The sequence below is a fragment of the Agrobacterium leguminum genome, assembly GCF_005144435.2.
In the GTDB taxonomy this organism is placed as follows: domain Bacteria; phylum Pseudomonadota; class Alphaproteobacteria; order Rhizobiales; family Rhizobiaceae; genus Agrobacterium; species Agrobacterium leguminum.
Window position 1 is genome coordinate 1,365,789 of the sequence record NZ_CP120212.1, and the last position, 21,557, is coordinate 1,387,345.

Genomic DNA, 21,557 nt, shown 5'->3' on the forward strand with positions numbered 1-21,557 from the left:
CGATGGCAGCTATCCCGGCCCGGTTATTTCCCTCTATTCGCAGGCCAAAGTCAGACGTCCAGATAAGACAAAATGGTTGCAGCGACGTCAGACGCCTCCTGCGTTTCACTCGAAGCCTCCACTGACGTGCTGGTCGCGCTGTCCTGGGTCGAAGTCGTCTCGTCGGTGGTTGAGATCAGGGAGGCGATATCCTGGACAGAGCTGTTGGTGGTCTTGGCACTGTTCAAGGCCGTAACCTGCGCCGATGTCATGGCGGCGACCTGGCCTGGCGTGAAGGCCGCCGCCTGGGATGCCGTCAGGGCAGCGAGCGTACCGGTGCCCAATCCCGAGATTGCGCTCGAACTCAGGCTGATGATCTGCTCGGTGGAAAATGCCGTCAGGTCGTCGCCGCCAAGCGCGGCTGCCTGCAGCGCGTTGAGGACGCTGACCTGTGACAGTGACAGCGCTCCGATTTGCGCGGACCCCATGGCCGCGACCTGACCGTAGCTCAGCGAAGCCACCTGGCCCGTCGTCAAAGCGGCGATCTCCTGAGAAGACAGGGAGGCTACGACGGTGGCGGACAGTCCCTTGATCGCCGTCGAACTGATGGCGGCGAGTTCCCCGGTGGAGAATGTATCCAGATCATCCGCCGACAACCCCGCAAGTCCGGCCGAACTCAATGCGGCGATCTGGCTGGTGGAGAGTGCTTCGATCTGGTCCTTGCCGAGGGCATTGATCTGATCGCTGGTCAATCCGGCGACGCCAGCCGTGCTCAGGGCCGCAACCTCGGCGGTGGAAAGAGCGGCGATAAAGTCCGTGGACAGTCCCTTTATCGCGCTTGAGCCGATAGCCGCGAGTTCCTCCGTCGAGAAGGTTTCCAGCATCTCCGCGGACAGGCCCTTGAGCGCATCCGAATTCAGCGATGCTATCTGCCGGGTGGATAATGTCTGGACCTGTTCAATGCTCAACGCGCCGGTCTGTGCGCTGCCAAGGCCTGCAATCGCCTTGGCGTCCAGAGCCGCTATCTGGCTAACGGAAAGGGAGGCGATGTCGGCCGTATTCAGGGCCGCAACCTGTTTGGAGGTGAGGGCGCCGATCTGCGCATTGGTCAGCGCGCTTACCTGACCGGTGCCGAGAGTCGCGATCTGATCCGTGGTCAGGCCCGGTATTGCCGCCGCGCCGAGCGCGGCGATCTGGGCGGTCGTCAACGAGGCGATGGTCGCTGTCGACAGGCCCGAGACCGCATTCGAACTGATGGCGGCCAGCTCGGCGGCAGTGAATGTATCGAGATCGCCGGCGCTGAGGGCCGCGATCTGTTTCGAACTGAGAGTGCCGATCTGACTGCTGGTCAGGGCCTCGACCTGAAGGGTGTCGAGGGCCGTGATCTGATCGGTGGTCAGGCCCGCCGTACCCGCAGTGCTGAGGGCGGCTATCTGGGCTGCCGAGAGCGAGGCGATACTGGCGACGCTCAGAGCCGCAACCTGCTTGGAGGTGAGGGCGGCGATCTGGGCGCTGGTGAGGGCATCCACCTGACCGGTGCCGAGGGCCGCGATCTGGGCGGTGGTCAGGCCGGGTACTGCGGCCGTGCCGAGGGCGGCGATCTGCGCCGTCGTCAGCGAAGCGATTGCCGCTGTCGACAGGCCCGAGATCGCACTCGAGCTGATGACAGCCAGCTCGGCGGCAGTGAATGTATCAAGGCCACCGGCGCTGAGGGCCGCAATCTGTTTTGCGCTGAGGACGCCGATCTGAGCACTGGTGAGGGCCTCGACCTGAGCGGTGTTGAGAGCGGCGATCTGATCGGTGGTCAGGCCCGCTATGCCCGCCGTGCTGAGAGCGGCTATCTGGGTTGCCGAAAGCGAAGCGATGCTGGCCACGCTGAGGGCGGCAACCTGTCTGGAGGTGAGGGCGCCGACCTGGATACTGATCAGGGCGTCGACTTGATCGCTCGTCAGGACGGCGACCTGCCCGGTGTTCAACCCTCCAACGCCAGCCGCACTCAAGGCTGCGACCTGGGCCGTGGTCAGCGACGCTATGGTCTCCGTCGACAAGCCCGGGATGGCACTTGAACTGATCGCGGCAATGTCCTTGGTCGAAAACGTTGCCATGTCGTCCGTGCCCAAGACCGCAATCTGTTTCGAGCTGAGAGCACCGACCTGTGTATCGGTCAAAGCCTCGACCTGCGCGGTGTCGAGGGCCGCGATCTGGTCAGTGGTCAGGCCCGTTATGCCTGCAGTGCTGAGGGCGGCTATCTGGGCTGCTGACAGCGAGGCGATGTCAGCCACGCTCAAGGCCGCAACCTGTTTTGAGGTGAGTGCCGCGATTTGGGTACTGGTCAGGGCGTCCACCTGATCGCCAGTGAGCGCTGCGACCTGTCCGGTGCTCAGCCCACCAATGCCAGCCGTACTCAAGGCTGCGATCTGCGCTGTCGTCAGCGACGCTATGGTTTGGGTGGACAAGCCCGGGATGGCATTCGAACTGAGGGCGGCAATGTCCTTGGTCGAGAACGTCGCCATATCCTCCGCGCTCAGGACCGCTACCTGCGTCGAGCTGAGCGCGCCGACCTGGGCGCTGGTCAAGGCCTCGACCTGAGCGGTGCTCAGGGCGGCGATCTGCGCGGTGTTCAATGCACCGATGCTTTGCACGTTCAGGGCGGCAATCTGCGCTGTCGTCAGGGAGGCGATGGTCTCTGCCGACAATCCGGCGATCGCACTGGAACTGATCGCGGCGATATCCTTGGTCGAGAATGTCGCAATGTCGTCCGCGCTCAAGGCGGCGATCTGTTTCGAGCTGAGAGCGCCGACCTGGGCGGTGGTCAAGGCCTCGACCTGGGCGATACTCAAGGCGGCGATCTGCGCGGTGCTCAACGCACCGATGCTTTGCACATTCAGGGCGGCAATCTGGGCTGTTGTCAGGGAAGCGAGGGTCTCTGCCGTCAGTCCTGCGATTGCGCTGGACGTGATCGCGGCGATGTCCTTGGTCGTGAATTTCGCCAGATCGTCCGTCCCCAATTGCGAAATCTGTGTGGAGCCGAGATTGACGATCTGCGCGCTCGTCAAGGCTTCGGCCTGGCTGGTGGTGAGGGTCGCCAGCTGCTGCGCGCTTAGTCCCGTAATGCCCGCAGCGCTCAGGGAGGCGATCTGGGCTGTCGAAAGAGCGGCTATGTCGTCTGTGCCGAGGGCGGCAATTTGTGCCGCGCTCAACCGCGCCATCTGCTTGGTCGACAGCTTGGAAACCTGATCGGTGCTGAGGGCGGCGATCTGGCCGGTCGAAAGTCCCAGGATGCCGGAGGTGCTCATTGCCGCAAGCTGGGCCACGGAAAGCGATGCTATATTGTCCGTGCTCAATGCCGCAATCTGTCCCGAGCCGAAAGCCGCGATCTGGGCCGTGGTCAGGGCCGCGAACTGATCGATGCTGAGGGCCGCAACCTGATCGCTGGTCAGGCCCTTGATGCCCGATGTGCTCAACATGGCCGTTTGGCTGGTGGACAGGGCGGCCACATCGTTGCCCAGGGCGGCGACCTGAACCGAACTCAACGCCTTGATCTGCGCGGTAGATAGAAGGCTGACCTGATTGCCGCTCAGGGCTTCGATCTGATCGGAAGTGAGGCCGGCAATGGCGCTGGTGGTGAGGGCGCCGATCTGAGCGGTGGTGAAGGCGGCGATAACATCGGTGTTCAAGCCTGACATGGCTTTATTCGTGATCGCTGCGATATCGGCGGTCGAGAATGTCGCCAGATCCTCGATGCTCAGGGCTGCGAGCTGCGCTGAACTCAGGGACTTCACCTGCGCCGGAGACAGCGCCTCGACCTGCTCGGCGCTCAGAACTTCGATCTGATCGGCCGTCAGGCCGGCAATGGCGCTGGTGGTCAGGGCGGCGATCTGGGCGGTGGACAGCGCCGCGATTGCATCCGCGCTCAGGCCGGACATGGCTTTGCCGGTGATCGCCGCGATATCGGCGGTCGAGAATGTTGCTATGTCCTCGGCACTCAGGGCCGCAAGCTGGATCGAGCTCAGCAACTTTACCTGTGCCGAGGACAGGGCCTCGACCTGCTGGGTGCTGAAGGCTTCGATCTGGTCGGCTATCAGGTTTGCGACCACGCCGGTGCTGAGGGCGGCAATCTGAGCGGTTGACAGGGCCTCGATCTGAGCCGCGCTCAAGGCCTGGAACTGCGCTACGCCGAGGGCGTTCATCTGGGCCGTGGTCAATGCGGCGATCTGCTCTTTGGTAAGCATGCTGATCGTCTCCGTGCCCAGACGGGGCATGGCTTTGCCGGTGATCTCCGCTATATCGGCGGTTGAGAATGTCGCGATGTCCTCCGCGCTGAGGGCCACGAATTGTGCCGCGCTCAGCGACCTCACCTGTTCCGGCGACAGGGCTTCGACCTGGCTGGTGCTCAGGGCGGCGATGTGCGTCGTCTTGAGTGCGGCAATCTGCGCCGTCGTCAATGCAGCGATCTGGGCGGTGCTCAGGGTTTCGATCTGGTCGATCGTCAGGCCGGCAATCGTGCTTGCGCTGAGGGCGGCGATCCGATCCGGGCTAAACGCCGCGATTGCCTCGGTGCTGAGACCCGGCATGGCCTTGACGGTAATCGCTGCGATATCGGCGGTCGAGAATGTCGCTATATCGTCCGTGCCGAGAGCAGCGAGTTGCATCGAGCTCAGCACTTTGACCTGCGCCGGCGACAGGGCTTCGGCCTGATCTGGGTTCAGGACCGCGATCTGGTCGGTCGTCAGGCTCGCAACGGCGCTCGTGCTCAGGGCCGCGATCTGATCCGGCGTCAGCCCTGCGATCACCTCGGTGCTCAAGCCCGGCATGGCTTTACTTGTGATTGCGGCGATGTCGGCGGTTGAGAATGTTGCTATATCTTCCGCGCTTAGGGCGGCAATTTGCGTCGCATTGAGGGCGCGCACCTGAGATGAGGTCAAAGCCTCCGCCTGTTCCGTCGTCAGGGCATGGAGCTGGGTGGTGGTGAGCGCAGAAATCTGGCTCGAATTCAGGCTTTTGATGGCGTACTGATCGAGAATGTTGAGCTGATCCAGCGTCAGGCCAACGATGGCGCCCTGCGAAATGGCGCTCAACTGTTGTGAGTTGAGGACTTTGACATCCTCCACATCCAGTGCCGCGATCTGGGCCGACGAGAGCGCTTTGATCTGCGTTGTGGAAAGCGACGCCACGTCGTCGGTTGTCCAGGCTGCGACCGCCTCTGTCGAAAGATATCTGATCTGATTGACGTTCAGGGAAGAAATGATCGACGTCATGTCTGAAAAATCCTAAAGTCCAGGCCCAACAGGTGGATTTTCTGCTAAAGCCCCGGAAAGGGCGTCGGTTGCGCAGATCCACCATTTTTCAGATGTTGAGTACGCAATCGGGCTTGCCTGAACCTGAAGTTGCTACGCTTCGGTCGTCGGAGCGTTAATTGCCTGCATTTATGGTGAAGAACGAACGTATCCGCCTCAAACGGGTGAATGCAGAAATGCTGGCATGGGAGCGCCTTCCAATCGCCGGGCGAGATAGAGGCGGGCGGTGTCGAGCGCCTCTCGAATGGTCGCATCCATGTCGAGATAACGATAGGTCCCGAGCCGCCCGACAAAGGTTACCGACGCTTCCCGTTCGGCACGCGCCACATATTCGGCGAGCTGTTCTTTGTCCTCGACCAGCCGGATGGGATAATAGGGAATGTCCTGCGGGCCGCATTCATGGGAGAACTCCCTGTAGCAGACGGAGCCGGCATGGTCTTCCCACGGAGAAAAGTGCTTGTGTTCGGTGATGCGGGTAAAGGGCACCGAAACGTCGCCATAATTCATCACCGCACAGCCCTGATAGTCGCCGTCATAGGTGAAGCGTTCGAAGTTGAGCGTCCGATATGCCAGACGGCCGAATTCGAAGTCGAAATAGCCGTCGAGCGGACCGGAATAGAAGACGTGTGCAGAGGCCGGCGCTTCGGCGCGCTGGAAATGTGTGCCAAGTTTGAAGCTGATGTTCGGATGATCGAGGATGCGTTCGATCATGTCCGTATAACCGGTTTCCGGCATGCCCTGATATTTGTGGAAGAAGTAGTTGTCGTCATAGTTGAAGCGCACGGGCAGGCGTTTCAGGATCGAGGCCGGCAGTTCCGTCGGCGAGCAGCCCCATTGTTTCTCGGTGTATCCCTTGAAGAAGGCCTCATAGAGATCGCGGCCGACGAAGCGCAGCGCCTGCTCCTCGAAAGTCTGTGGATCAGTAATCGACTTGTCGGCCTTTTCCTCGATGAAGGCTCTGGCTTCATCGGGCCGGAAATTCTTGCCGAAGAACTGGTTGATCGTGTGCAGATTGACCGGCAGCGAATAGACGCGCTCGCCGCTCGTCGTTTTGACCCGGTTCTTGTAAGGCATGAAGGTCTGAAAGCCGTTCACATAGTCCCAGACTTCCTTGTCGTCGGTGTGGAAAATATGCGGCCCGTAAACATGCACCATAACGCCGGTCTCACCGTCGCGTTCGGTGTGGCAATTGCCGGCAATGTGATCGCGGGCATCGACGATATCGACCCTGTGGCCTGCCAGCGCCAACTCCCGGCCGATGACCGCGCCGGAAAGCCCGGCGCCGACAATGACAATTCTTTCGTCCGCGAACATTGGTAATCAGTCCCGTTCATATGTCGCCCGGTGGGCGGTCGAGATTTGCATCGAAGATGTGCCGTGCAGCGCATGCCCCGGCCGGTCGAGACTATCCCGTGCTCAGTTATCCGGTATCCGCCAGAGGCGATTGTCATATGGAATTGGCGAATAGTCGTGCCATTGAGAGAGCTTCTTGAGATAGCGATTGCGATAGCTCTGCTCGTCTTCAAACTCCACGTTTTCGAACACGGCTTCCGCGCCCAGTTCATAATAGAGGTCGAGATTGCTGAGATCCGGCACCGGCGTCTCGCCGCGTTCGCATTCGCCCTGCATTTGCCAGAACAGCTCTTCCAGACGGCGCGCCAGAGCGGGAATATCCCGCAATACGCTGGTATCCCGCTGCCGGGCGATCGATTCTCTGACCTCCAGAAGCTTCTTCCTGTCGCGTTCGAAGCCGATGGCGCGGGCGACATAGTCTTCCGGCGAAGAACAAATCATTTCCGGAACACCCGCTGCGGTGACGATGCTGCCGCAGAAGCGTGCCGCAAATGTCTTGCCGGACATGGTGAGGACGGGCAGGCCGGATGTTATGGCGTCCGCGGCCGTGGAGTGAGCGCCATAGGGGAACGTATCCAGAAACAGGTCGGCAACGCCGATACGGGCGATGTGCTGCGGGTTCGGAACCTTCGGCGCAAAGACGAGCCGGTCAGGTGAGACGCCGCTTTTTTCTGCGATTGCCTGCAGGTGCTGATTGACGTCCTCATCGCCCGCCAGCAGCCACAACAGGCTGCCCGGCGTCTGCGACAGGATCGTCATCCATCGCGCAAAGCAGCTTTCGGTAATCTTCTGCATGCCGTTGAAGCTGGCATAGACGAACGCATCCTCCGGCAATCCGACCTCGGCCCGGCTTGGCCGGGCGGCGATGGGCCGCTTGCGGTCGAGCGGCTGGTCGCAGGCGATGCGCAGGACCTTTTCGGAGTAATAGATGTCGTTCTCCGGCGGGATCATGTAACCGTCCGAAATCAGGTACTGATGGAACGGGCTTCCCATCGATCCGGGGTAACCGCAGAAACTGACGATGACCGGCGCGGGGCGATAGGCGAAAATCTTCGTGCGCGCGTCCTTGGTGTAGCCGTTCACGTCGATCAGAATATCGATTTCGTCGGAGATGATCTGCGATGCCGCTGCGGCATCGTCCAGGCCGTGGATATCCCGCCAGCAATGGACTGCTGCCTTGATCCGCTCCTGCGTGCTGTCCGTGTTGCGGACGTTACCGCAATAATAGGCGAAGACCTCAAGGCTGTCCTTGTCATGCAACTCCAGAACCTCGCAGAGAGCGAAGCCCACGGCATGATCGCGAAGATCCGACGAGAGGTAACCGACGCGCAGCCGCTCACCGGTTCCGGACTTCAGCTTCGGCGACCTGCGCGGAAAACGGCTGAGGTCCGGCCGCGTGCCGACCACCGTTTTGCTGTAGCGATATGCCTTGGCAAGCTGGAACATCGGATCGTCGGCATAGCAGCTCAGCGTCAGCGAGGACATCGCATCGAGCATCTTGCGCGCGGGGACATGGTTTGAAGGAGCAAGCACCGGCCACTTGCACTGGCGCTGCCGCAACGACACCCAGTGCTGGCCTGCCTCCGGCAATTCCGGACGCAGCTCGAATGCCTGTAGCAAGGCGGTTTCAGCGTCCTCGAGCTTTCCGGCGCCTTCGAGAACCCGGCCGATGTTCTGCAGGGCCATGTGCCGATGGCCGATCGCTTCGGCGTCGAGGTGCTTCGTCGTTTCGGCATATTGCGACCACTGTTCCACGGCCTGGCCGATCAACCCGCTATCTTCGAGGACACGACCGAGATTGATGTAGCCGGGAGCGAATTGCGGATTGGCCTTCAAACAGGCGCGGAACGCCTGCACGGCGCCCGCGCGGTCGCCAAGCTGGCTGAGCGCAACGGCATAGTTGAAATAGGCAAGATGAATGACGGGATTGTTGTCGTTGAACGCAACCCAGGTCTTGTAGAGTTCCGCAGCCGCGGCTCGCTGACCGGCGGCACTGAGCGCCTCGGTTACGCTCAGCAGATCCATGAGACTCATCCGCTGGTTCCGCGCAAGATCAAGGGCGCTGGGAGCGGCGGCGTCGTTTGAAGGTGAGACGGGATTGGCGGTCATGACATCCTGCGGCAAGCGACAAAGGGTCGAAGATAAGAACAGCCTGTTGATGGGCCGTCCTTAGCTATCGCAGGTAACTTGCCTGTGGCTGGATGTGTTGGAAGCCGGGTTGCTTGCCCAGATCAGCCGGTAGCGTGGCCGCACGAAGTTTCCTCCCGATCAGGCGTCGGCTTCCGGGAGATTGATGCTGTCATGCCGCAGTAAGGATCGCTCACATCTCTAACGATGAGAGTATTTCATCCTGTAGCTCGCCAGCGCGATCGACGGGTTGATCCGATAGACACTGTCGAAGTCTTCATCCGTGAAGTATTGATATGAATGTGCGACATATTCGCGGAAAAGACCGTGCAGGTCCTGCCGCATCTGCTTGGCCGCCCATTCCAGCAAACCCGCCTTGAAGACGATGAAGATCGGGTAATATTTTGCCCTGAAGATCGGATTGTCCAGGAAAAGCTTCTCGATGTCTTTCAGTGCCGCGAACATCTCAAGCCGGCGCTCGTCGAACGTGCTCGTATGCTGCTCCCGCCCCGGGACGAGGCGGTGTGTTGTCAGGCTGCTGTTAATGGCCAGAAACCGTCCGGCATTCATATAGGCCGCCCAATGCGGCAGGATATCTTCGTTGATCCGCGCCGTGGAGAAACGCCAGTTCGTCCGGCGAATGAAAGATGTCCGCAGTATCTTGTTCCATGGGTAATTGATCGTCACCAGGAATTGCGCGGTCGAGTCTAGGTCGATCATTGCGCTGTCGCGGCTGCCGAGGACGCTATCCCAGATATTCTTGTCGATAGGCGCCATTTCGCCGGCAGGGCCATCGGTCGTTCTCAACACGCTATATCTGAATGCGGCGACATCGATATTCGTCTCATCCATCAAGGGCAGAACGGTATCGATGGCTCCGTCGTGCAGGAGGTCGTCAGCATCGTGAAACAGGCAATATTGGCTGTCGATGGTCGCCAGCGCCCTGTTGCGGGCAACGCCCGGCCCGGTGTTCGTCTCGCTGCGCATCAGCCTTATATTGGCGTGCTGAGCGATGTATTGCTCGACGATGTCGCAGGTATTGTCGGTGGAGGCATCGTCGACGACGACGATATCCATCTCGGTTTCATTGCGCAGAACACTGTCGAGTGTCTCGCCGATAAGACTGGCCATGTTGTAGGCCGGGATGATGACGGATATTTTTGCCATGACAGATACTGAATGTCCTTCTGGGGCATTCTGCAATTAAAATGTTACGACGCGGCCTGAGCCGCGTCGTAGGTTTTGTCGGGTCGTTTAAGGCTTATACTGCCTTGTAGGCTTTGATGACCGCCTCGACCTGTGCATCGTTCATGACCTTCAGCTGCTGGGCCGAGAGCGCACCGGCCTGGCTGCTGCTGAGACCAGCTATGGCAGCGGTGGAAAGGCCTGCGATGGCATTGGCGCTGATGGCCTTGATCTCGTCGGTCGAGAAGAGGCCCAGTTCAGTGCTGTTCAGGGTCGCAATCTGAGCGGAGCTGAGGCCGGAGACCTGATCGGAGTTGAGGGCTGCGATCTGGTCGGTCGACAGGGCTGCGAACTGCGTCGAGGAGAGCGCTGCTGCCTGTGCTTTGCTGAGGGCGGCGACGTTGCCGGTGCTCAGCTTGCTGGCGTCGATACCGGCGAGGGCCTTGGTGCTGATCGCCTTGATCTCGTCGGTCGAGAAGGTGGCAAGGCTCTCGGAAGACAGGGCGTTAAGCTGTGCCGAAGACAGGCCGGCGATCTGCGTCTTGGTCAGTGCAGCGGCATTTTCAGTGCCGAGACCAGCCAGAGTAAGGCCGGCGACAGCATTGGCGCTGATGGCCTTGATCTCATCGGTCGAGAACAGAGCCAGTTCGGCGCTGCTCAGGGTCGCAATCTGAGCGGAGCTGAGACCGGAGACCTGCTCCGAACCGAGGGCCTTGATCTGATCGGTCGACAGGGCTGCGAACTGCGCCGAAGAGAGCGCTGCCGCCTGTGCTTTGCTGAGGGCGGCGACGTTGCCGGTGCTCAGCTTGGTGACGTCGATGCCGGCGAGGGCCTTGGTGCTGATGGCCTTGATTTCATCGGTCGAGAAGGTGGCAAGGCTCTCGGAGGACAGAGCGTTAAGCTGCGTCGAAGACAGGCCGGCGATCTGCGTTTTCGTCAGAGCGGCGGCGTTTTCAGTGCCGAGACCAGCCAGGGTAAGGCCGGCGACAGCATTGGCGCTGATGGCCTTGATCTCATCGGTCGAGAACAGAGCAAGTTCGGCGCTGCTCAGGGTCGCAATCTGAGCGGAGCTGAGACCGGAGACCTGCTCCGAACCGAGGGCCTTGATCTGATCGGTCGACAGGGCTGCGAACTGCGCCGAAGAGAGCGCTGCCGCCTGTGCTTTGCTGAGGGCGGCGACGTTGCCGGTGCTCAGCTTGGTGACGTCGAGGCCGGCGAGGGCCTTGGTGCTGATGGCCTTGATTTCATCGGTCGAGAAGGTGGCAAGGCTGTCGGAAGACAGAGCGTTAAGCTGCGTCGAAGACAGGCCGGCGATCTGCGTTTTCGTCAGAGCGGCGGCGTTTTCAGTGCCGAGACCAGCCAGGGTAAGGCCGGCGACAGCATTGGCGCTGATGGCCTTGATTTCATCGGTCGAGAACAGAGCCAGTTCGGCGCTGCTCAGGGTCGCGACCTGAGCAGAGCTGAGGCCGGAAACCTGTTCCGAGCCGAGGGCCTTGATCTGGTCGGTCGAGAGGGCCGCGAACTGTGCCGAGGACAGTGCCGTGATCTGCGTTTTGCTGAGGGCAGCGACGTTACCGGTGCTCAGCTTGGTGACATCGAGGCCGGCGAGGGCCTTGGTGCTGATCGCCTTGATTTCATCGGTCGAGAAAGTGGCAAGGCTATCGGAAGTCAGGGCGTTGAGCTGTGCCGAAGACAGGCCAGCGATCTGCGTCTTGGTCAGTGCAGCGGCATTTTCGGTGCTGAGAGCAGCAAGCGCTGCTGCGGAAAGGCCGGCAACGGCGTTGGCGCTGATCGCCTTGATTTCATCGGTCGAGAAGAGTGCCAGTTCGCTGCTGTTCAGGGTTGCGACCTGCGCGGAGCTGAGGCCGGCGACCTGATCGGAATTGAGGGCCTTGATCTGGTCCGTCGACAGGGCTGCAAACTGTGCCGAGGAGAGCGCTGCGGCCTGCGTTCTGCTCAGGGCGGCGACGTTGCCGGTGCTCAGCTTGCTGGCGTCGAGGCCGGCAAGGGCTCTGGCGCTGATTGCCTTGATCTCGTCGGTCGAGAAAGTGGCAAGGCTATCGGAAGTCAGAGCGTTGAGCTGCGTCGAAGACAGGCCAGCGATCTGCGTCTTGGTCAGGGCGGCAGCGTTTTCGGTGCTGAGAGCAGCGAGTGCTGCTGCGGAAAGACCGGCAATGCCGTTAGCGCTGATCGCCTTGATCTCGTCGGTCGAGAAGAGTGCCAACTCGCTGCTGCTGAGGGTCGCAACCTGCGCGGAGCTGAGGCCTGCAACCTGATCGGAGTTGAGGGCCTTGATCTGGTCGGTCGACAGGGCTGCAAACTGTGCGGAGGACAGTGCTGCGGCCTGTGTTCTGCTCAGGGCGGCAATGTTTCCGGTGCTCAGCTTGGTAACGTCGAGGCCGGCGAGGGCCTTGGTGCTGATCGCCTTGATTTCATCGGTCGAGAAAGTGGCAAGGCTCTCGGAAGACAGGGCGTTCAGCTGTGTCGAAGACAGGCCGGCGATCTGCGTCTTGGTCAGGGCGGCGGCGTTTTCAGTGCCGAGACCGGCCAGGGTAAGACCGGCGATGGCGTTGGCGCTGATGGCCTTGATTTCATCGGTCGAGAACAATGCCAGCTCGCTGCTGTTCAGGGTTGCGACCTGAGCGGAGCTGAGACCGGCGACCTGATCGGAGTTGAGGGCCTTGATCTGGTCCGTCGACAGGGCTGCGAACTGTGCCGAGGAAAGCGCCGAAATCTGCGTCCTGCTCAGGGCGGCGACGTTGCCGGTGCTCAGCTTGGTGACGTCGAGGCCGGCGAGGAGCTTGGTGCTGATGGCCTTGATCTCGTCGGCGGAGAAGGTGGCAAGGCTATCGGAAGACAGGGCGTTAAGCTGCGTCGAAGACAGGGCGGCGATCTGAGACTTTGTCAGGGCGGCGGCGTTTTCGGTGCTGAGAGCAGCGAGCGCTGCTGCGGAAAGGCCGGCGACTGCATTGGCGCTGATGGCCTTGATCTCGTCGGAGGAGAAGAGTGCCAGTTCGCTGCTGTTCAGGGTCGCAACCTGTGCGGAGCTGAGACCGGCGACCTGAGCCGAGTTGAGAGCCTTGATCTGGTCGGTCGAGAGGGCATCGATCTGGCTGGTATAAAGCGCCGTAACCTGAGACGCCGACAGGCCGCTGATCTGAGCGGAGCTCAGCTTTGCGATCTGGGTCAGCGTCAAGCCCTTGAAGGCGCTTACCGAAATGGCGCGGAGATCTTCAGAGCTGAAAAGAGCAAGGTTATCTGTGCTCAAAGAAGCGATCTGAGACGACGAGAGGGCCTTGATCTTGGTGCTGTCCAGCGCATTCACGTCTTCCGAGGTTAGGCTGGCGATCGTGGAGGTGGAAAGCTTGGAAATCTGCACAGCAGACAGTGAGGAGAGAATCGAAGTCATGAACGTGTCCTTTACCGGATGGCGACTGGTCACGCCTATCTGCTGCCAGACACTGCCCGTGATGACAGCGGTCCGACATCCGCAAATAAAGCGAAATTGTGGAGAACATGGCTCATGTGAACCTGCGCTGGAAACGCATCATGCAATTCGAGCCGGAGAAGGGGGCCCGGATTTTCCACGCTAGCTTGTGCGAATGCCGCTTAATAATTTCTGCCGCTTAAGATTTTCGCGACGTGCGTGTCATATCAGGCCAACATTTAAAGCCTAGTTAATATTTGGAGGCGGCGCATTTTATTCTTGATGTTTGCGTATCTTAGAGTCTTATAGAGTATAAAATTACGAAGCTAACTATCGATTCGATCAGCTTCCACTGCGGGCAATCAGACGTGACCGCTCCCGGATAAGTAGTATCCGTTTGGAGGGGAGAGAGCGCAAGGGTTTGACCGTTATTTTCGTCTAAAACTGTCCTGCGATGCTTGCCGGGAGCTGACCCGCCTATGTAACGGCTGCCAGAATCGGACAATGCTTTGCTTTGTCGCCTTTATTTCGGGTGCCGTGTAGTTAGTTTTTTCGAAGCGGAAGCTGTTATTTCCGGTTTCCGGGCCACGGCAATGCTTTGGACGGACGGGCACGGGTCGCGCGATGATTCGGCGACGCCATTCAAGAAATCGGATATCGAAAGCGACGGGTCGTTCCCGTCATCGACCATCCATCCGGTGCCGTGAAGGAACAATCCCGATCTTGGTGCGCGGGCCGTGGCGGTGCGTGGATTTGTGACCGCCCCATGCCGGAGAAAGCGTGGTGCGGGCCTAGTCCAGCATCACCATATGTGCCGGCAACTGCTCTTCGAAGAATTTCGAGAACGTCGCGATGCGGGGCGGCAGCGCCTGATAGGGCGGATAATAGAGTGTCAGCCAGAGTTCGGGCGGCGCCCAGCCGGGCAGGACATGAACGAGCCGGCCGCTGCGGATATGTTCTGCGATGTGAAATCCCGGCAGCATGGCCACACCGGCGCCTTCCGCCGCCATATCGGCCAGAACCTCACCGCTATTGGCGCTGAATGCGCGGCCGGCCGAGATGGCGATGCTCGATCCGCCGTCCGACAGGACCCAGTTCTCCCGCCGGCTTTCACCGCTATAGGCAAGGCAATCGTCAGGGGTCAGTTCGCTTGGATGTTCCATCTGCGTAAACCGGCTGCCCGGGGCCGCCACCAATATTCTTGGCACGGCCCTGATCTTGCGCCAGATGGTGAATTTGTCCGATGGGGCCGACGAAATGCGGATCGCCAGATCGTAGTCGTCATCCACGATATTGATCAGGCCGTCCGAGAGCGAAATTTCGAAGCACATTTTCGGATAGAGTTCCCGGAAGCCGGACAGGATCGGCGGCAGCACCGTCTTGCCGAGCCATGTCGGCGCGCTGATCCTCAGACGTCCCTCATCCGCCTTATGGGCGTTGCGGACATCGCGCCGGGCATTCTCCAGCGCCTCGACCGCCGGCTGGATCTGTGCGGCGAAGACGGCGCCGTCGGTCGTCAACGACACCTGGCGTGTGGTGCGGACAAACAACTGCACACCCAGATCATCTTCAAGCGCGGCAATCGCACGGGTGACGGCAGCTGCCGTCATGCCCAGTTCGCGGGCGACCTGCGCGAAGTTGCGCTTTTCGGCCGCCATCAGAAAGGTTTTGAGAGCTTTGTGATCGTTCATCGCCATTATTTCAAAAATCGCAATTCATTCGAGAAAAATATTGCAATTCCGCGATGCAATCAAGCGGGTTACATCTTTGTCCATCGAAACGGACACACCAAAGACGAAAGGCGCCGATGATGATCAAGGATATCAAGGGCCTGCACCACGTCACCTCCATGGCGTCGGATGCGCGGCAGAACAACAGTTTCTTCACCGATACGCTCGGCCTGCGCCGGGTGAAGAAAACCGTCAACTTCGACGAACCCAGCGTCTATCACCTTTATTACGGCGACGAAAAGGGAACGCCCGGCACGGTCATGACCTATTTTCCCTTCGCCAACATGATGGCCGGCCGTCCCGGCGTCGGCGAAGTGGGCGAGACGCAGTTTTCCATCCCGAAGGGTTCGCTGGGCTTCTGGAAAGAGCGTCTCCTTGCCAAAGGCGCCGCCGGCATTCAGGCCGACACGGTCTTCGGCGCCAATCGCCTGCGCTTCACCGGTCCCGATGGCGATGGCCTTGCACTGATCGAAACAGGCGATGACGCCCGTGCTGCCTGGCTGGCCGAGGGAATTTCCGAAGACAACGCCATACGCGGTTTCACCGGCGCACGTTTTAATTTGCATGACACTGCCGCAACCGAAGAACTGCTGCGTTTCATGGGTTATGAGCGGACTGACGTTGAAGGCAATGTGACGCGCTTCGTCATTCCCGGCGGCAACGGGGCAGATACGATCGATCTTGCAGCCTTGCCCAAGACACCCTTTGCCCGGTCGGGAGCAGGCTCGGTCCACCATATCGCCTTCGCAGTCGAAAACCGCGAAAAGCAGCTGGAAGTGCGCAAGGCGCTGATGGATACGGGTTATCAGGTCACCCCCGTCATCGACCGCGATTATTTCTGGGCGATCTATTTCCGCACGCCGGGCGGCATCCTGTTCGAGATCGCCACCAATGAACCCGGTTTCGACCGTGACGAGGATACCGCGCATCTGGGCGAAGCGCTCAAGCTGCCGAACCGCTACGAGCCTTTCCGCAATCAGATCGAGGCGAACCTCGCTCCGCTTGCAGCATAAAGCGGGTCTCTGATCCGCATCCACTGACCAAGATAGATCCTCGCTTTTCAAGACGGCTGCCCCTGCCGGGCAGCCGGCCGGCGAAGCCTTCTCAATTTCCACCGCCGCAGATCGGCAATCACCACCTGAACGGAGAACTGAAAATGTCCAAGCTCGAAGTCCTTACCCCCGCCAACAGCCAGCTCATCTTCATCGACCAGCAGCCGCAGATGGCTTTCGGTGTGCAGTCGATCGACCGGCAAACCCTGAAGAACAATGTCGTCGGCCTCGCCAAGGCGGCAAAGATTTTCAATATCCCGACGACCATCACCACGGTCGAAACGGAAAGCTTCTCCGGCAACACCTTCCCGGAGCTGCTCGCGGTCTTCCCGGAAAACGACATTCTCGAGCGCACCTCGATGAATTCTTGGGATGACCAGAATGTCCGCGATGCGCTGGCGAAGAATGCGGCGGCCGGCCGCAAGAAGATCGTCGTCTCCGGCCTCTGGACGGAAGTGTGCAACACCACCTTTGCGCTCTCCGCGCTCCACGATATCGCGGATTACGAGATCTACATCGTGGCGGACGCCTCCGGCGGCACCTCTGTCGATGCGCACAAATATGCCATGGACCGCATGGTGCAGGCCGGCATCATTCCCGTCACTTGGCAGCAGGTGCTGCTCGAATGGCAGCGCGACTGGGCACGCAAGGAAACCTATGACGCCGTCACCTCGCTGGTGAAGGAACATTCCGGCGCCTACGGCATGGGCATCGACTATGCCGTCACCCATGTCCATGGCGGCGAAGAGCGCGTCAAGCACGGCAAGCGCATCGGCCCCAACCCGGCCAAGAAATAAGCTTTCAACCGCGCCGCACCGGCAGGATCGCCATCCAGCCCGGTGCGGCTTTCACCCATCAGGAGGTTCCCATGAAAGTCTATCTTCTGTCCCTTGGCGCCGGCCTGCTGGTCGGTATCGTTTACAGCCTGCTCAATGTGCGCTCTCCCGCACCGCCCGTCATCGCTCTCGTCGGCCTGCTCGGCATCCTGGTTGGAGAGCAGATCATTCCTTTCGCGAAGACGATCGCCGGCAAGGAACCGGCCGTCGTTTCGTGGATCAACCAGATCAAGCCGCACATGTTCGGCCATATGCCGAAGGGTGGCGCTGAAACCACGGGTCTCGCCGAAGTTAAACAGCCGACCGAGCGGGAGAGAAGCTGATGCCGACACGACGCACCTTCCTTGGCGCGGCCTCGAGCCTTGCCTTTCCGAATCTGTTTTCGCCGGCCAAGGCCGCTGATCCCATCAAGACCGGAGGTTCTTCCATGCATCCAGATACGATCCTTCACAATGGCCGCTTCACGACGCTCGACCGCGGCAATCCGAATGCAACGGCAGTCGCCATCAAGGATGGGCTGTTTCTGGAGGTGGGAAGCGATGCCGAGGTCATGGCCCTTGCCGGGCCGGATACGAAGATCATCAACCTGAAGGGCAAGCGGGTTCTGCCCGGCCTGATCGACAACCACACCCACGTCGTGCGCGGCGGCCTGAACTTCAACATGGAACTGCGCTGGGACGGCGTGCGCTCGCTTGCCGATGCCATGGACATGCTGAAGCGTCAGGTGGCGATCACCCCGGCGCCGCAGTGGGTGCGGGTCGTCGGCGGCTTCACCAAGCATCAATTCGTCGAAAAGCGCCTGCCGACCATCGAGGAGATCAATGCGGTGGCGCCGGATACGCCGGTCTTCCTGCTGCATCTTTACGATCGGGCGCTGCTGAACGGCGCGGCGCTTCGCGCCGTCGGCTACACGAAGGATACGCCGAACCCGCCCGGCGGTGAGATTACCCGCGATGCGAACGGCAATCCGACCGGCCTGCTGCTGGCCAAGCCGAATGCCGGCATCCTCTATTCGACGCTTGCCAAGGGGCCGAAGCTGCCGCTCGATTATCAGGTCAATTCCACCCGCCACTTCATGCGCGAGCTGAACCGGCTGGGCGTGACCGGCGTGATCGATGCGGGCGGCGGCTTCCAGAATTATCCTGACGATTACGAGGTGATCCAGAAACTGTCGGATGAGAACCAGATGACGGTTCGGCTGGCCTACAACCTCTTCACGCAGAAGCCGAAACAGGAGAAGGAAGATTTCCTCAACTGGACGTCATCGGTCAAATACAAGCAGGGCAACGACTATTTCCGGCACAATGGTGCCGGCGAAATGTTGGTCTTTTCCGCTGCCGATTTTGAGGATTTCCGCCAGCCGCGCCCGGACATGCCGCCGGAAATGGAAGGCGAGCTCGAGGACGTCGTCCGGATTCTGGCGGAAAACCGCTGGCCGTGGCGTCTGCACGCCACCTATGACGAGACGATTTCGCGGGCGCTGGATGTCTTCGAAAAGGTCAACCGGGACATTCCGCTCGAAGGCTTGAACTGGTTCTTCGATCATGCCGAAACCATCTCCGACCGCTCCATCGACCGTATCGCAGCCCTCGGTGGCGGCATCGCCACCCAGCACCGCATGGCCTATCAGGGCGAATATTTCGTCGAGCGTTACGGCCAGGGCGTGGCGGAAGCCACACCGCCGATTGCGCGGATGCTAGAAAAGGGCGTGAACGTTTCGGCCGGTACGGATGCAACGCGCGTCGCCTCCTATAATCCGTGGGTGTCGCTGTTCTGGATGGTGACGGGCAAGACTGTCGGCGGCATGCAGCTTTATCCGCGCGCCAATTGCCTCGACCGCGAGACGGCGCTGCGCATGTGGACCGAAAAAGTCACCTGGTTCTCGAATGAGGAAGGCAAGAAGGGCCGCATCGAAAAAGGCCAGTTCGCCGATCTCGTGGTGCCGGACAAGGATTATTTCTCCTGCGCGGAAGATGAGATTTCCTTCCTCACCTCGGAACTGACCATGGTGGGCGGCAAGATCGTTTATGGCGCCGGTGACTTCAGAACGCTGGATGAAAGCAATATCCCGCCGGCGATGCCCGACTGGTCGCCTGTGCGAACCTTCGGCGGTTATGCCGCCTGGGGTGAACCGCAGGGCGCCGGAAAGAACTCGCTCAGACGGGCCGCGATCTCCTCCTGCGGCTGCGCCAATGATTGCGGCGTTCACGGCCACGACCATGCCGGCGCATGGACGTCGAAATTGCCGATTGCCGATCTGAAGGGCTTCTTCGGAGCGCTGGGCTGCTCTTGCTGGGCAGTCTGAGCTGCGGCCAGCAGAAGATCCACCGGGCAGCGGATCGCCGCTGCCCGATGCGCCCGAGAATATTGCATAGTGCGCAATTATATCGAAACTATTGATGCAATTGTTGGCGGTAATCCTTTGCGCCAATATCGCTCCATCAGATGAACGCAGCGCCGCTCGAACCGACCGGCCAGATCGCAGGAGCAGAAAATGACTGAGCCGTCTTCAACCCTTCGCCTTCGCGGGCTTCTCGCGGATATCGTTGCCGCACCCGCCACAAAAACCTTAGCGCTTCTGGCGCTCTGCTCGGCCTATATTCAGGGGCCGCTGACCAAGATCTTCGACTTCCCCGGTGCGATTGCCGAGATGAACCATTTTGGCCTTCAGCCGGCGGTCGCATTCGCTGTCGTCGTCATCCTGTTCGAGCTCACCGCCTCCGCTCTGGTGGTGTCGGGTTTCCTGCGCTGGGCCGGTGCTCTGGTGCTTGCAGGCTTCACGCTTCTCGCCACCCTCATCGCTCTCCGCTTCTGGGAAATGGCGCCCGGCATGGACCGCATGATGGCCACCAACGCCTTCTTCGAGCATCTTGGCCTTGCCGGTGCCTTCATCATCGTCGCCGCAATCGATCTCACGAAAGGAACAGGCAAATGAGTGCCGCAAAATCCTCGGCGAGCAGCTTTGCTCCCCTTGCACAACCGGTTTTCGCTGTCCTCTGGGCGGCGACGGTGCTCGGCAATACCGGCAGCTTCATGCGCGATGTCGCCAGTTCATGGTTGATGACCGATCTTTCTGCTTCGCCGGCGGCCGTCGCCATGGTTCAGGCGGCCGGAACCCTGCCGATCTTTCTTCTGGCGATCCCGGCCGGCGTGCTGACCGATATTCTCGACCGCCGCAAGTTCCTGATCGCGGTCCAGCTTCTGCTGGCCTCGGTCAGCGTCACCCTCATGGTTCTTTCCCATACCGGCCTGTTGTCCGTCAGCGCGCTGATCGGGCTAACCTTCCTCGGCGGTATAGGTGCGGCACTGATGGGGCCGACCTGGCAGGCCATCGTGCCGGAGCTGGTGAAACGTGAGGATATCAAGAGCGCCGTGGCGCTGAACTCGCTGGGCATCAATATCGCCCGTTCCATCGGTCCCGCCGCCGGCGGCATCCTGCTTGCGGCCTTCGGGGCGGCATTCACCTATGGTGCCGATGTCGCAAGCTACTTCGTTGTCATCGCCGCGCTTCTATGGTGGCCAAGGGCGAAGAACGCCAATGATGCACTGGCCGAAGGTTTCTTCGGCGCATTCCGGGCGGGCCTTCGTTACACCCGCGCCAGCCGGCCGCTGCATGTCGTCCTGCTGCGGGCTGCGATCTTCTTTGCATTCGCCAGTGCCGTCTGGGCGCTGTTGCCTCTGGTCGCCCGGCAATTGCTCGGCGGAGATGCAAGCTTCTACGGTATCCTGCTCGGCGCTGTCGGGGCCGGCGCCATCGGCGGTGCGCTGGTCATGCCGAAGCTGCGCGACCGGTTCGATGCCGATGCCCTGCTGCTGGGTGCGGCTCTCACCACCGCGCTCGTCATGGCCGGGCTGTCCTTTGCGCCGCCAAAGTGGCTTGCCATCGTCATCCTGCTGTTTCTCGGCGGTGCCTGGATCACGGCGCTGACGACGCTGAATGGCGCGGCCCAGGCGATCTTGCCAAACTGGGTGCGTGGCCGCGGTCTCGCCGTCTATCTCACCGTCTTCAACGGTGCGATGACAGCGGGCAGCATCGGCTGGGGTGCGGTGGGTGAAGCGGCGGGTGTGCCGGGCACGCTGCTGATCGGTGCGGCCGGCCTTTTCATTGCCGGTCTCGTCATGCACCGCCTGAAACTGCCTGCCGGCGATGCGGATATGGTGCCGTCCAACCATTGGCCCGAACCGCTCGTTGCCGAGCCGGTGGCCCATGATCGCGGCCCGGTTCTGATCCTCATCGAATATAATGTCGAAAAGCATCACCGCTCCGCTTTCCTGCATGCGCTGGATGAACTTTCACAGGAGCGTCGCCGCGATGGCGCCTATGGCTGGGGCGTGACGGAGGACTCCGCCGATCCGCAGAAGATCGTCGAATGGTTCATGGTGGAATCCTGGGCCGAGCATCTGCGCCAGCACAAGCGGGTTTCCCACGCGGATGCGGATTTGCAGGGCAAGGTGCTGGCTTATCATTCCGGGCTGGAAAAGCCGGTGGTGCGGCACTTCCTCACAATCAACCGGCCGGGGAAGGCGTAAAACGGAAAGGGGCCGAAAAGGCCCCTTTTTCGTTGTTGCCA

At 60.7% G+C, this 21,557-nt stretch carries 12 protein-coding genes; 6 read left to right on the forward strand and 6 right to left on the reverse strand.

The annotated features are described in order from the left end of the window. Nucleotides 1-50: 50 nt before the first annotated feature. The 6 genes from CFBP4996_RS20930 to CFBP4996_RS20955 all read right to left on the reverse strand — a co-directional run bounded on the left by CFBP4996_RS20930 (nucleotide 51) and on the right by CFBP4996_RS20955 (nucleotide 15,059). Nucleotides 51-5,237, reverse strand: coding sequence for a beta strand repeat-containing protein (locus CFBP4996_RS20930; RefSeq protein ID WP_080853936.1), 5,187 nt, complete (start codon nucleotides 5,235-5,237; stop codon nucleotides 51-53). 195 nt (nucleotides 5,238-5,432) lie between these two features. Next, nucleotides 5,433-6,590: a UDP-galactopyranose mutase gene (glf, locus tag CFBP4996_RS20935; RefSeq protein WP_080853935.1), complete on the reverse strand. Its 1,158-nt coding sequence runs from the start codon at nucleotides 6,588-6,590 to the stop codon at nucleotides 5,433-5,435. A gap of 102 nt (nucleotides 6,591-6,692) precedes the next feature. Beyond that, nucleotides 6,693-8,738, reverse strand: a complete 2,046-nt coding sequence (locus CFBP4996_RS20940; RefSeq protein ID WP_080853934.1) for an O-linked N-acetylglucosamine transferase, SPINDLY family protein — start codon at nucleotides 8,736-8,738, stop codon at nucleotides 6,693-6,695. A 219-nt stretch (nucleotides 8,739-8,957) separates the two neighbouring features. Further along, entirely contained in the window at nucleotides 8,958-9,923 is a 966-nt protein-coding gene (locus CFBP4996_RS20945; protein WP_080853933.1) for a glycosyltransferase, read from the reverse strand. Nucleotides 9,924-10,017: 94 nt separating this feature from the next. Next, on the reverse strand, nucleotides 10,018-13,350 hold the full coding sequence (locus CFBP4996_RS20950) for a beta strand repeat-containing protein (protein ID WP_233283587.1): 3,333 nt from the start codon (nucleotides 13,348-13,350) through the stop codon (nucleotides 10,018-10,020). An 809-nt stretch (nucleotides 13,351-14,159) separates the two neighbouring features. Beyond that, nucleotides 14,160-15,059, reverse strand: a complete 900-nt coding sequence (locus CFBP4996_RS20955) for a LysR family transcriptional regulator (RefSeq protein ID WP_080853932.1) — start codon at nucleotides 15,057-15,059, stop codon at nucleotides 14,160-14,162. A 119-nt stretch (nucleotides 15,060-15,178) separates the two neighbouring features. Here CFBP4996_RS20955 and CFBP4996_RS20960 point away from each other — a divergent pair, with 119 nt between their 5' ends. The 6 genes from CFBP4996_RS20960 to CFBP4996_RS20985 all read left to right on the forward strand — a co-directional run bounded on the left by CFBP4996_RS20960 (nucleotide 15,179) and on the right by CFBP4996_RS20985 (nucleotide 21,516). Then, complete coding sequence (locus CFBP4996_RS20960; protein WP_003523923.1) at nucleotides 15,179-16,111, forward strand: VOC family protein; 933 nt, start codon at nucleotides 15,179-15,181, stop codon at nucleotides 16,109-16,111. Between the two features lie 143 nt (nucleotides 16,112-16,254). Beyond that, a complete protein-coding gene (locus CFBP4996_RS20965) occupies nucleotides 16,255-16,947 on the forward strand; it encodes a hydrolase (protein WP_080853931.1) in 693 nt (230 codons plus the stop codon). A 71-nt stretch (nucleotides 16,948-17,018) separates the two neighbouring features. Beyond that, on the forward strand, nucleotides 17,019-17,309 hold the full coding sequence (locus tag CFBP4996_RS20970) for a XapX domain-containing protein (RefSeq protein ID WP_003523921.1): 291 nt from the start codon (nucleotides 17,019-17,021) through the stop codon (nucleotides 17,307-17,309). After that, the gene (locus tag CFBP4996_RS20975; RefSeq protein WP_080853930.1) at nucleotides 17,309-19,291 is read left to right on the forward strand and encodes an amidohydrolase; all 1,983 of its coding nucleotides are present in this window, start codon (nucleotides 17,309-17,311) and stop codon (nucleotides 19,289-19,291) included. Before CFBP4996_RS20970 ends, CFBP4996_RS20975 begins: the two co-directional genes overlap by 1 nt. Before the next feature lie 189 nt (nucleotides 19,292-19,480). Then, complete coding sequence (locus tag CFBP4996_RS20980) at nucleotides 19,481-19,921, forward strand: DoxX family protein (RefSeq protein ID WP_080853929.1); 441 nt, start codon at nucleotides 19,481-19,483, stop codon at nucleotides 19,919-19,921. Further along, nucleotides 19,918-21,516, forward strand: a complete 1,599-nt coding sequence (locus CFBP4996_RS20985) for an MFS transporter (protein ID WP_020811319.1) — start codon at nucleotides 19,918-19,920, stop codon at nucleotides 21,514-21,516. Before CFBP4996_RS20980 ends, CFBP4996_RS20985 begins: the two co-directional genes overlap by 4 nt. Nucleotides 21,517-21,557: the final 41 nt, after the last annotated feature.

Coding starts and splice junctions, on each gene's coding strand:
- CFBP4996_RS20930 (WP_080853936.1), bottom strand. CDS start 5,237: ATGACGTCGATCATTTCTTCCCTGAACGTCAATCAGATCAGATATCTT.
- CFBP4996_RS20975 (WP_080853930.1), top strand. CDS start 17,309: ATGCCGACACGACGCACCTTCCTTGGCGCGGCCTCGAGCCTTGCCTTT.
- CFBP4996_RS20950 (WP_233283587.1), bottom strand. CDS start 13,350: ATGACTTCGATTCTCTCCTCACTGTCTGCTGTGCAGATTTCCAAGCTT.
- CFBP4996_RS20985 (WP_020811319.1), top strand. CDS start 19,918: ATGAGTGCCGCAAAATCCTCGGCGAGCAGCTTTGCTCCCCTTGCACAA.
- CFBP4996_RS20960 (WP_003523923.1), top strand. CDS start 15,179: ATGATCAAGGATATCAAGGGCCTGCACCACGTCACCTCCATGGCGTCG.
- CFBP4996_RS20980 (WP_080853929.1), top strand. CDS start 19,481: ATGACTGAGCCGTCTTCAACCCTTCGCCTTCGCGGGCTTCTCGCGGAT.
- CFBP4996_RS20955 (WP_080853932.1), bottom strand. CDS start 15,059: ATGAACGATCACAAAGCTCTCAAAACCTTTCTGATGGCGGCCGAAAAG.
- CFBP4996_RS20965 (WP_080853931.1), top strand. CDS start 16,255: ATGTCCAAGCTCGAAGTCCTTACCCCCGCCAACAGCCAGCTCATCTTC.
- CFBP4996_RS20945 (WP_080853933.1), bottom strand. CDS start 9,923: ATGGCAAAAATATCCGTCATCATCCCGGCCTACAACATGGCCAGTCTT.
- CFBP4996_RS20940 (WP_080853934.1), bottom strand. CDS start 8,738: ATGACCGCCAATCCCGTCTCACCTTCAAACGACGCCGCCGCTCCCAGC.
- glf (WP_080853935.1), bottom strand. CDS start 6,590: ATGTTCGCGGACGAAAGAATTGTCATTGTCGGCGCCGGGCTTTCCGGC.
- CFBP4996_RS20970 (WP_003523921.1), top strand. CDS start 17,019: ATGAAAGTCTATCTTCTGTCCCTTGGCGCCGGCCTGCTGGTCGGTATC.